General features: G+C 73.8%; 9 protein-coding genes. 8 read left to right on the top strand and 1 reads right to left on the bottom strand.

Features of this window, described 5'->3' with window-relative positions; all coding sequences use genetic code 11:
* The first annotated feature begins 208 nt into the window (after nucleotides 1–208).
* The 7 genes from tatA (at nucleotide 209) to AC1DT4_RS16925 (ending at nucleotide 9,595) form a co-directional block, all read left to right on the top strand.
* Nucleotides 209–508: a Sec-independent protein translocase subunit TatA gene (gene tatA, locus AC1DT4_RS16955; protein ID WP_477090958.1), complete on the top strand. Its 300-nt coding sequence runs from the start codon at nucleotides 209–211 to the stop codon at nucleotides 506–508.
* Nucleotides 509–551: 43 nt separating this feature from the next.
* On the top strand, nucleotides 552–1,340 hold the full coding sequence (gene tatC, locus AC1DT4_RS16950) for a twin-arginine translocase subunit TatC (RefSeq protein ID WP_477090961.1): 789 nt from the start codon (nucleotides 552–554) through the stop codon (nucleotides 1,338–1,340).
* Complete coding sequence (locus tag AC1DT4_RS16945) at nucleotides 1,337–2,251, top strand: diacylglycerol/lipid kinase family protein (RefSeq protein ID WP_477090957.1); 915 nt, start codon at nucleotides 1,337–1,339, stop codon at nucleotides 2,249–2,251. Before tatC ends, AC1DT4_RS16945 begins: the two co-directional genes overlap by 4 nt.
* A 47-nt stretch (nucleotides 2,252–2,298) precedes the next feature.
* A complete protein-coding gene (locus AC1DT4_RS16940; protein ID WP_477090956.1) occupies nucleotides 2,299–5,181 on the top strand; it encodes a DEAD/DEAH box helicase in 2,883 nt (960 codons plus the stop codon).
* Nucleotides 5,182–5,234: 53 nt separating this feature from the next.
* Complete coding sequence (locus AC1DT4_RS16935; RefSeq protein ID WP_477090955.1) at nucleotides 5,235–6,863, top strand: amidohydrolase; 1,629 nt, start codon at nucleotides 5,235–5,237, stop codon at nucleotides 6,861–6,863.
* A gap of 399 nt (nucleotides 6,864–7,262) precedes the next feature.
* Complete coding sequence (gene lnt, locus AC1DT4_RS16930; protein WP_477090954.1) at nucleotides 7,263–8,828, top strand: apolipoprotein N-acyltransferase; 1,566 nt, start codon at nucleotides 7,263–7,265, stop codon at nucleotides 8,826–8,828.
* The gene (locus tag AC1DT4_RS16925) at nucleotides 8,825–9,595 is read left to right on the top strand and encodes a polyprenol monophosphomannose synthase (RefSeq protein ID WP_477090953.1); all 771 of its coding nucleotides are present in this window, start codon (nucleotides 8,825–8,827) and stop codon (nucleotides 9,593–9,595) included. The genes lnt and AC1DT4_RS16925 overlap by 4 nt, the downstream gene beginning before the upstream one ends.
* Nucleotides 9,596–9,614: 19 nt before the next feature.
* On the opposite strand, the gene AC1DT4_RS16920 is transcribed toward AC1DT4_RS16925, so the two are convergent.
* Nucleotides 9,615–9,959: an RNA polymerase-binding protein RbpA gene (locus AC1DT4_RS16920; protein WP_055914529.1), complete on the bottom strand. Its 345-nt coding sequence runs from the start codon at nucleotides 9,957–9,959 to the stop codon at nucleotides 9,615–9,617.
* Between the two features lie 210 nt (nucleotides 9,960–10,169).
* Here AC1DT4_RS16920 and AC1DT4_RS16915 point away from each other — a divergent pair, with 210 nt between their 5' ends.
* On the top strand, nucleotides 10,170–11,120 hold the full coding sequence (locus AC1DT4_RS16915) for an aldo/keto reductase (RefSeq protein ID WP_477090952.1): 951 nt from the start codon (nucleotides 10,170–10,172) through the stop codon (nucleotides 11,118–11,120).
* The last annotated feature ends 2 nt before the right edge of the window (nucleotides 11,121–11,122 follow it).

Below are 11,122 nucleotides of genomic sequence, written 5' to 3'. Positions count from 1 at the left end.
GCGCGCCCGCGTCGCCGAGCTGCGGGCCGCCGCCGCCGAGCGCCGCGCGGAGCGCGAGGACCGGCGGACCGCCACGCGGCTGCGGTGGCGCGCGTACTGGAGCTGACCCGTCGCGCTCGATACCCAGGTCGCGCGGGTACAATCAGGCGGTCATCGACACCCCGACGGAGGACCCGACGTGTTTCGAAACGGTTTGACCCCTACGCACGTGATCATCGTGCTCGTGGTGGTCGTCCTGCTGTTCGGCGCGAAGCGACTGCCCGACCTGGCCAAGAGCGTGGGCCAGTCGATGAAGATCTTCAAGAGCGAGGTCAAGGACCTCCGGGACGACGACGCCCCGACCACCGCGGCCGCCGCGCCCGTGACGCCCACCGCGCCGCCGGCTCCTGCCGCGGTCACGCCGGTCGGCGCACCACCCGTGGTCCCGGCCCCGGTCCAGCCGCAGTACGTCACCCCCGTCCGGCCCGTCGACGAGCCGTCCGAGGGCAACGCCCCGCCGAAGGCCTGAACCGAGCGTGAACGCCCGCCGCGGGGAGGAGCCCGGCGGCCGGATGCCTCTGCGAGCACATCTGGTCGAGCTCCGCCGCCGCCTCTTCCTCGCGGCGATCGGCGTCGTCATCGGCGCGATCATCGGCTGGTTCCTCTACGACCCGGTCTTCACCGCGCTGCAGCAGCCGCTGGTCAAGGTGGCGCAGGAGCGCGACAGCCTCATCGCGCTGAACTTCTCAGGCATCGCGACGTCGTTCGACATGCGCGTGAAGGTCTCGTTCTTCCTCGGCGTGATCCTGTCCAGCCCGTGGTGGCTCTACCAGTTCTGGGCGTTCGTGACTCCCGGGCTCAACCACCGCGAGCGCGTCTACGCCTTCGGCTTCCTGGGCGTGGCCGTGCCGCTGTTCCTGGCCGGCGCGCTCGTCGCCTGGTGGGCGCTGCCCAACGCGGTCAAGCTCCTCACGGAGTTCACGCCGACGGGGGCGACCAACCTCATCGACGCGCAGACGTACCTCGGCTTCGTCATGCGCCTCATGCTCGCGTTCGGGCTGGCCTTCCTGCTCCCGGTGGTCATGGTCGCGCTCAACTTCGCCGGGATCGGCACCGCGGCGACCTGGCGCAAGGGGTGGCGCTGGGCCGTCATGGTGGCGTTCGTCTTCGCCGCGGTCATGACGCCGACGCCGGACGCGATCACCATGCTCGCGGTCGCCCTGCCCATCTGCGGCCTGTACTTCGTCGCGCTGGGCGTGTGCGTGCTGCACGACCGCCGCGTCGACCGGCAGCGCATCGCCGCCGGCCTCCCGCGCCTCGACGGGACGATGGACGACGAGCCCGGCGGGGCCACCGCGTGATCCATCTCGGGGTGGTGGTCAACCCGACCGCCGGCAAGGGCCGGGGCACGCAGGCGGGCCGGCGCGTGCACGAGCTCCTGCGGGCGCGCGGGCACAAGGTGGAGGACCTGTCGGCGGCGACCCTCGCCCAGGCCACGGACCGCGCGCGGGCGGCGGCGGTGCAGGGGCTCGACGCCCTCGTCGTGGTCGGCGGCGACGGCATGGTGCACCTCGGGGTCAACGTGGTCGCGGGCACCGGGCTGCCCCTGGGCATCGTCGCCGCCGGCACCGGCAACGACATCGCCCGCACGTTGGCGCTCCCGCGGGGCGACGTCGAGGCGGCCGTCGAGGCCGTCGAGCACGGGCTGCTGGACGGGCCGCGGCGGGTCGACGCGGTGCGCGTCGGGTCGCCCGAGCACGCGGCGCACGAGTGGTACGTCGGGGTGCTGTCCTGCGGGTTCGACGCCGCGATCAACGCGCGCGCCAACGAGATGACCTGGCCCAAGGGCTCCGGTCGCTACGTGCGGGCGCTCGCCGCGGAGCTGGGCCGGTTCCGGCCGTACGGGTACCGCGTGACCCTGGACGACTCCGTCTGGGAGTCCGCCGGCACCCTGGTGGCCGTGGCGAACGTCCCGTGGATCGGCGGCGGGCTGAAGATCGCGCCCGACGCGGTGGTCGACGACGGCCTGCTCGACGTCGTCGTCGCCGGGCCGTTCACCAAGCCCGGCGTCGTGAAGATCTTCCCCGGCATCTACCAGGGCAAGCACGTGGGCCACCCGTCGGTCGACATCGTGCGCAGCCGGTCCGTGCTCATCGAGCCCCTGCCCGACCTCGGCCCGGTGCCCCCTGTGGCGTTCGCCGACGGCGAGCGCATCGGCCCGCTGCCGCTGCGGGTCACGGTCGACCCGGGCGCGCTGTCCATCCTCTGCTGAGCGCGCCCCTGCACCGCTCTCCTGCGGCGTGTGCCTAGGGTGTGGCTGTGGTGTCCCGCTCCCGCAAGACCGGCCCGCCGTCCCCGCCGTCGACCGAGGCCGAGCCCTCGCCCGCCGAGCGGTTCGCCGCGGCCCGACGCCGGGCCGAGGTGGACCGCAGCGAGCTCGGCCAGTTCCGGGACCTGCTCGGCTTCCCCCTCGACGAGTTCCAGGTCGACGCGTGCCAGGCGCTCGAACGGGGCAGCGGCGTGCTCGTCGCCGCCCCGACCGGCGCGGGCAAGACGGTGGTCGGGGAGTTCGCCGTCCACCTCGCCCTCTCGTCCGGGCGCAAGGCGTTCTACACGACGCCGATCAAGGCGCTCTCCAACCAGAAGTACTCCGACCTGGTCCGGCGGTACGGCGCCGAGCGCGTCGGGCTCCTCACGGGTGACACCACGATCAACGGCGAGGCCCCGGTCGTCGTCATGACGACCGAGGTCCTGCGCAACATGCTCTACGCGGGATCCCCGACCCTGCAGGGCCTCGGCTTCGTCGTGATGGACGAGGTCCACTACCTCGCCGACCGTTTCCGCGGCCCCGTCTGGGAAGAGGTGATCATCCACCTCACGGACGACGTGCAGCTGGTGTCCCTGTCCGCCACGGTGTCCAACGCCGAGGAGTTCGGCGACTGGTTGGCCACGGTCCGCGGCGACACGACCGTCGTCGTCAGCGAGCACCGACCCGTCCCCCTCGGGCAGCACGTGCTTGTACGCGGCGACCTCCTGGACCTGTACGCGGGCCACGTCGACCCGACCGACCCGGGGGTCGACCCTCCGATCAACCCGGACCTCACGCACCTGCTGCGCCGGAGCAACCGCGAGGAGCCGGGTCAGGGCCGACGCGGCGGGCCGGGCGACCGCGGGTTCCGGGGACGGGGTGGCGCGCGACCCGGCGGCGGCGGCGGTGGAGGCCGCCCGGGCGGTGGTCGCCCGACGCCGCGGTTCGCCGTGGTCGACGCCCTGGACCGGGACGGCCTGCTGCCCGCCATCGTCTTCATCTTCTCCCGCGCCGGGTGCCAGGCGGCCGTCCAGCAGTGCCTGGCCGCGGGGGTGCGCCTGACCACGCCGGCGGAACAGTCGGAGATCCGCCGGATCGTCGAGGAACGCTGCGCGGCCGTGCCGCCCGAGGACCTCGACGTGCTCGGGTACTGGGAGTTCGCCGACGCCTTGTCCCGTGGGGTCGCCGCGCACCACGCGGGCATGCTGCCGCTCTTCAAGGAGACGGTCGAGGACCTGTTCTCGCGCGGGCTGGTCAAGGTCGTGTTCGCCACGGAGACGCTCGCGCTCGGCATCAACATGCCGGCCCGGTCGGTCGTCATGGAGAAGCTGGTCAAGTGGGACGGCTCGAACCACGTCGACGTGACGCCGGGGGAGTACACCCAGCTCACCGGCCGCGCCGGGCGCCGGGGCATCGACACCGAGGGGCACGCCGTCGTCGTCGCCCATCCGGGCCTCGACCCCGTGCAGCTGGCCGGGCTCGCGTCCAAGCGCCTCTACCCGCTGCGCTCGAGCTTCCGCCCCACGTACAACATGGCCGTCAACCTGGTCGCGCAGGTGGGCCGGGACCGGGCCCGTGAGGTGCTCGAGACGTCCTTCGCGCAGTTCCAGGCCGACCGGGGCGTGGTCGGCCTGGCACGGCAGGCACAGGGCCACACAGAGGCCCTGGAGGGCTATGCCCGCGCGATGGTCTGCCACCTGGGCGACTTCGCCGAGTACGCGGCCCTGCGCCGGGAGATCGCCGCTCGCGAGAAGGACCTGACGCGCGCCGAGGCGCAGGCACGGCGGGCCGAGGTCGCGCGCACCCTGGAGGGCCTGCGCGTCGGTGACGTGCTGGAGATCCCGGTGGGCCGCCGGTCCGGGCACGCTGTCGTCATCGACCCCGGCGGGGACGCGGGCTTCGAGGGGCCGCGACCGACCGTGCTGACCGTCGACCGGCAGGTGCGCAAGCTCACCGTCGCCGACGTCGGCACGGGCGTGCGCACCGTCGGGTTCCTGCGGGTGCCCAAGGGCTTCACGGCGCGGGTGCCCGCGGCGCGCCGCGACCTCGCCGCGGCGCTGCGGTCCTCGGTGGGCGCGGACAAGGGCCCCACCCGCAAGGACCGGCCCAAGGGAAGGCAGCGCGCGGCCGCCGACGACGCCGAGCTCGCCGCCCTGCGCCGCCGGCTCCGCGCCCACCCGTGCCACAGCTGCCCGGACCGCGAGGAGCACGCCCGCTGGGCGGAGCGCTGGGCCCGGCTCGCGACCGAGCACGACGCGCTGGTCGCGCGCATCGCCGGCCGGACCGGCTCCATCGCGGCCGTCTTCGACCGCATCTGCGACGTGCTCCAGCGCCTCGGGTACCTCGAGCAGACCTCCGACGACGCCGGCCGCAGCGCCTTGCAGGTGACGGACGACGGGCGGTGGCTGCGCCGGATCTACGCCGAGAACGACCTCCTGCTCGCCGAGTGCCTGCGCCGCGGTGTGTTCGACGAGCTCGACGCGCCCGGCCTCGCCGCCGCGGTCTCCGCGCTGGTGTACCGCTCGCGCCGCGACGACCAGGGCGAGCCCCGCGTGCCGGGCGGGCCGAACAGCAGGCTCGGTGTCGCCCTCGACGCCACGGTCCGGGCCTGGTCCGAGCTCGACGACCTCGAGACCGCGCACAAGGTCGAGACCATCCAGCCGCTCGACGCGGGCCTGGTCGAGGCCGTGCACCGGTGGGCGGCCGGGCGCAGCCTGGACGCGGTGCTCAAGGGCAGCGAGCTGTCCGCGGGCGACTTCGTCCGCTGGTGCAAGCAGGTCATCGACGTGCTCGACCAGGTGTCGCAGGCCGCCCCGCACCAGCGCGTCCGGGACACCGCCCGCAAGGCCGTCGACGCCCTGCGGCACGGGGTGGTGGCGTACTCGTCGGTGTAGCGCGGGGAGCGCGCCGGGGTGCGGCAGGCTGACCTGCCCTATCGTGTGCCGATGTGAGCTCGACCCTCTATCGCCACGGCGTCATCCACACGTCCGCCGACCCGTTCGCCGAAGCGCTGCTCGTCGACGACGGCACGGTCGTCTGGCTCGGGGCCGACGACACCGCGGACGGCATGGTCTCCCGCGCGGACGAGGTGATCGACCTCGACGGCGCGCTCGTCGCCCCGGGTTTCGTCGACGCCCACGTCCACGTGCTCGAGACCGGGCTCGCGCTCGAGAGCGTCGACCTGTCGCCGGAGGGCGGCGTGCACTCCCTCGCCGACGCGCTCGACGCCGTGCACCGCGCCGCCCGGACGGTGACCGAGGGGTCGACCGTGCTGGGGTTCGGCTGGGACGAGCTGCGCTGGCCCGAGGGCCGACCGCCGACGCGCGAGGAGCTCGACGCGGCCGCGGGGGGCGCTCCGGTCTACCTCGCGCGGGTCGACGTGCACTCGGCCGTCGTCTCGAGCGCCCTGTCCCGCGACGCGGGGCTCGACCTGCTGCCGGGCTGGAGCTACGACGGGCGGGTCGAGCGCGACGCCCACCACGCGGCGCGGGAGGCCGCGCGGGTGGTCAGCCCCGAGCGCCGGACGGCCCTGTACCGCCGGGCGCTCCAGCATGCGGCCGCCCGCGGGGTCGTCTCGGTGCACGAGCACAGCGCCCCGTCGATCGACACCCGCGCCGGCCTGGTCGAGCTGCTCGAGCTGACGGCCGACCCGCGCGACGGCCTGCCCCACCTCGTGGCGTACCGCGGCGAGCAGTGCATCACGGTCGACGACGCCCGCGAGATCCTCGCTGCGATCCCGGGCCTCACCGGCATCGGCGGGGACCTGAACGTCGACGGCTCGCTCGGGTCGCACACGGCCGCCGTCCGGGCGCCGTACGCCGACGCGCCGGGCGACCAGGGCGTGCTGTACCTGACCGCCGAGCAGATCTGCAACCACCTGACGGCCGTCACGCGCGCGGGCGTCCAGGGTGGCTTCCACGTCATCGGCGACCGGGCGATGGACGAGCTCCTGCTGGGTCTGCGCGCCGCGGTCGACGTCGAGGGTCCCGACGCCGTCGCGCGCATGGGTCACCGCCTCGAGCACGCCGAGATGATCGACGCGCCCACGTTGGCCGCGCTCGTGCTGCTCGGCGTCCGGCTCAGCGTGCAGCCCGCGTTCGACGCCGCGTGGGGAGGTGCCGACGGCATGTACGCGACGCGCCTCGGCGCGGGCCGGGCCGCCGCGCTCAACCCGTTCGCGGACCTCGCGACCGCCGGCGTCCCCCTCGCCTTCGGGTCGGACTCGCCGGTCACCGCCGTCGACCCGTGGGCCGGCGTCCGCGCGGCGGTGCAGCACCACGCCGTCGACCAGCGGATCTCGGCGCGGGCAGCCTTCCGGGCGTCGACGCGCGGCGGCTGGAGGGTCGCCGGCCTCGACCACACCGGCGCCGGCGAGCTGCGGGTCGGGTCACCGGCGCACCTGGCGGTCTGGCGCGCGGAGCACCTGACGGTGCAGGCGGCCGAGGGGCGGTTCTCGTCGTGGAGCGCCGACGCGCGGGCCGGCATCCCGCTCCTGCCGGACCTGTCCCCGGACGCCCCGGCCCCGACGTGCCTGCGCACGGTGCGCGGGGGCGTCGTCCTGCACGACACGTTCTGATCCTGGACGCTCGTCCGACTGGGTGAATTCTGCGCGCGTCGTCGGACGCTCAGCGCCGACCGGAACCGCCCGCTTCGACCTGATCCGACGACACGCGCGACGACACGCCGAACCGAACGGTACAGACGGGACCGATGGTGCGCGGGTGACCTGCAGGGACGGCTCCGACCTGCATCGACGCGACCTTGACAGGCCTGTGGATCTCGGTAGGTTCCTCAGGAGATCCACCGCTGCGACATGCCCACCGATGACGTCGGGCCTGTCGGCAGAGGTAGGGGTAGGGCTCCGACCGGGCCCGCGTGTTCAGTAGACAACGGTCCGTGCGCCTGCACGCCGACCGGTACGAAGGACACGCGGGCCGGTCGGTCGGAGCTCAGCCGACTGACGTACCCTCCTGGGGTGCCCGCCCGTGAACCCGCCCGCTGGTGGACTCTGATCCTGGCCGTCGCGGGCGGCGTGCTCACGCGCCTCGCGTTCCCGGCTCCGGGTTGGTGGGGGGCCGCGTTCGTCGGCGTCGCGCTGCTCTACCTGGCCCTGCGGCGTGACAGCGCGCGCTGGAACGCGCTCGTCGGTCTCGTCTGGGGCCTCTCGTTCGTCGCGCCGCTCATCACGTGGGCCGACGAGGCGGTCGGCCAGGTCCCGTGGATCGCGCTGAGCACGCTCGAGGCGCTCTTCTTCGCCCTCTTCGGTGCCGCGTGGGCGTGGGCGCGCCGGGGTAACGCGGTCTGGCGCAGCGCGGGCCTGCAGGTCGTCGTCTTCGCCATCCTGTTCGTCGCGACCGAGGAGCTCGCCGCCGCGTGGCCGTTCGGCGGCTTCCCCTGGGGTCGGCTCGCGTTCTCCCAGGCGGACTCCCCGCTGGCCCCCCTCGTGTCGCTCGGCGGGACGCCGCTGCTCACGGGCGCCGTCGTGGTGGTCGGGGTGCTGCTCGCGCGGCTCCTGCTGGCCGCGCGTCGCCTGCGGGTGGGGCAGATCGTCGCCTCCGCGGCCGTCATCGCCGCCGTCCTGCTCGTCGGGCTCCTCGTCCCGCTCGACACCCAGGCCGAGAACGGCACGCTCAAGGTCGGCGCCGTGCAGGGCAACGTCCCGGGCACGGGGCTCGACGCGTTCGGGCAGCGGGAGGCCGTGCTGGACAACCACGTGGAGGGCACGCTCGCGTTGCTCGACCAGGTGGAGCCCGGCGAGCTGGACCTCGTCCTGTGGCCGGAGAACGGCACCGACATCGACCCGCAGGTGGACCAGAAGGCGGCGGACCTGATCGACGGCGCGGCCCAGGCCGTCGACGCCCCGATGCTCGTCGGGACCGTCCAGTACCCGCCGAGCGGCGGCCGGTACAACACGGCGGTGCTCTGGGAGCCGGGCATCGGCGTGACCGCCACCTACACCAAGCAGCACCCGGCGCCGTTCGCCGAGTACATCCCGCTGCGGAACCTCGTCCGACCGTTCTCGTCGGCGGTCGACCTCGTCACGCGGGACATGCTCCCCGGCGACAAGCCCGGGTACGTCCCGCTGGACTCGGAGCGACTCGGTCGCACGGTCGGCATCGGCGACGTCATCTGCTTCGAGGTGGCCTACGACGGCATCGTCCGCGAGGCGGTGCGCGCCGGGGGAGAGGTGCTCGTCGTGCAGACGAACAACGCCTCGTTCGGCGTCTCCGACGAGTCGACCCAGCAGCTCGCGATGTCCCGCATCCGCGCGATCGAGCACGGGCGCGCGACCGTCCAGATCTCCACCGTCGGGGTCAGCGCGGTCATCGAGCCCAACGGTGTGGTCAGCCAGCAGACGGGCCTTTTCACCGCCGAGCAGATGGTGGCTAGTCTTCCTCTGCGCGACACGCTGACGCCCGCGACGCGGCTGGGCTCGTGGCCCGCGTGGATCATCGACGCCCTGGCGGTGTGCGTGGTGCTCGCCGGTGCAGCCGGCGCCCGCCGCGTCCGTCGCTCCGACCGGAACGAGTCAGCAGCATGACCTCGTCGCAGCGCGTGCTCGTCGTCGTCCCGACATACGACGAGCGCGAGAACCTGCCGGGCGCGCTCGAGCGCCTCCGCACCCACGTGCCCGACGCCGACGTGCTCGTGGTCGACGACGGCTCGCCCGACGGCACCGGTGAGCTGGCCGAGAAGATCGCCGAGCGCGAGGCGGCCGAGGACGGCACCCGCCGCGTCCACGTCCTGCACCGCGCCGGCAAGCTCGGGCTCGGCACCGCGTACGTCGCCGGCTTCGGCTGGGCGCTCGAGCGCGGCTACGACGTCGTCGTCGAGATGGACGCCGACGGCTCGCACCGCGCGCAGGACCTTCCGCTCCTGCTGGCCGGGATCGCGGACGCGGACCTGGTGCTCGGTTCGCGCTGGGTGCCGGGCGGCAGCGTCCTCAACTGGCCGATGAGCCGGCACGTCCTGTCCCGCGGCGCGAACACGTACACGCGGATCGTGCTCGGCATCCCGCTGCGCGACGCGACCGGCGGCTTCCGCGCCTACCGGGCCGGCCTGCTCGGCTCGCTCGGCCTGGACGACGTCGCGTCGCAGGGCTACTGCTTCCAGGTCGACATGGCGTGGCGGGCGGTGCGCACCGGTGCCCGCGTGGTCGAGGTGCCCATCACGTTCGTCGAGCGAGAGCTGGGCCACTCGAAGATGAGCCGCGCCATCGTCCTGGAGGCGCTGGTCAGCGTGACCCGGTGGGGCATAGCAGAACGCTCCCGCCGGGTGGCGGGAGCGTTCCGTCGTTCGAAGGGCTGAGCGGGGGCTCAGCGGTGCGTCAGGCGCTGCGGCGCAGCTTGCCCGAGCGGAGCAGGTCCAGGCGCTCGTCCAGCAGCTCCTGGAGCTCGCCGACCGTGCGGCGCTCGAGCAGCATGTCCCAGTGCGTGCGCGGCGGCTTGCCGGCCTTCACCTCGGGCTTGGACGCGTCACGCAGGAGCGCCTCCTCGCCGCACCGGCACTCCCACACCACCGGGACGTCGGCCTCGACCGAGAACGGCAGGATGATCGTGTGCCCGTTGGGGCAGTCGTAGTGAGCCTGGAGCCGGGGGGCGAACTCGACGCCGTCCTCGGTCTCCATGCTGTGGGACCCGATGCGCATGCCGCGCAGGGACCGGTTTGCCATCTTGGGGAACCTCCGTGCCGTTGTACGGCCGTCGAGAGTGAGAACTTCCACCGATGTCAACGGTGGTCGCCCCTCCAGTGTTCCAGGTCCACGTGAAGGTCTGGTGAACGCCGGTGGTGCGCGGGGGAGAGGCTTAGGGTTGCCCGGGTGAGCAATCCTTCCACAGCAGCCCCCACGTCCACCTCTCCAGCCTCCCGCACCGGCGGCGAGATGTCCTTCCGACAGCTCGGCGACAGCGGCCTCGTCGTCTCGGTGGCGGGTCTCGGGTGCAACACCTTCGGCGCCACGCTGCCGCCCGAGGGCGTGCCGGCGCTGGTCTCCGCGGCCCTGGACGCCGGGATCACGTTCTTCGACACCGCCGACGTCTACGGCGGTACCGCAGGTCAGAGCGAGGAGCTCCTGGGCGCCGCTCTGGGCAGGAACCGCGACGGCGTGGTGGTGGCGACGAAGTTCGGCATGGACACGGGCGGGCTCAACGGGCCCGACTGGGGCGTGCGCGGCTCGCGCCGCTACGTGCGACGCGCCGTCGAGAGCTCACTGGCGCGCCTCGGCACCGACCACGTCGACCTCCTGCAGATGCACGCGCCCGACCCCGTGACGCCGATCGAGGAGACCCTGGCCGCGCTGCAGGAGCTGGTGACCGAGGGCAAGGTCCGCTACCTGGGCTCGTCGAACTTCGCCGCGTGGCAGGTGGTGGACGCCGACTGGACGGCCCGGACCGCCGGGACGACGCCCTTCGTGTCGGCGCAGAACCGCTACAACCTGCTGGACCGCAGCGCCGAGGCGGAGCTGGTCCCCGCGCTCGAGCAGGTCGGGGTCGGCCTCATCCCGTTCGTCCCGCTGGCGTCGGGACTGCTGACGGGCAAGTACCGCCGCGGGCAGTCGGCGCCCGAGGGCTCGCGGCTCACCCGGATGCCCGACCGGCTGGCGCGGGCCGACTTCGACCGCATCGACGCCCTCGAGGCGCTCGCGCAGGAGTGGGGGATCGACCTGCCGACCGTGGCGCTCGGCGGCCTCGCCGCGCAGCCGGCGGTGGCGACCGTGATCGCGGGGGCCCGCACGCCCGAGCAGCTGCGCGCCAACGTGGCCTCGATCGCGTGGGAGCCCGACCTCGAGCAGCTGGCGGCCATCGACGAGGCGGCGCCCGGCCCCACGTCCTGAGC

It is taken from the genome of Cellulomonas sp. P4_D11 (assembly GCF_056401915.1).
The sequence above is the reverse complement of the archived record's forward strand: the minus strand, read 5'-3'. Positions and strand labels throughout refer to the sequence as shown.

Bases quoted from the DNA above. Each gene is read 5' to 3' on its own strand.
- AC1DT4_RS16915 (WP_477090952.1), top strand. From the start codon at position 10,170: ATGTCCTTCCGACAGCTCGGCGACAGCGGCCTCGTCGTCTCGGTGGCG.
- tatC (WP_477090961.1), top strand. From the start codon at position 552: ATGCCTCTGCGAGCACATCTGGTCGAGCTCCGCCGCCGCCTCTTCCTC.
- AC1DT4_RS16925 (WP_477090953.1), top strand. From the start codon at position 8,825: ATGACCTCGTCGCAGCGCGTGCTCGTCGTCGTCCCGACATACGACGAG.
- AC1DT4_RS16920 (WP_055914529.1), bottom strand. From the start codon at position 9,959: ATGGCAAACCGGTCCCTGCGCGGCATGCGCATCGGGTCCCACAGCATG.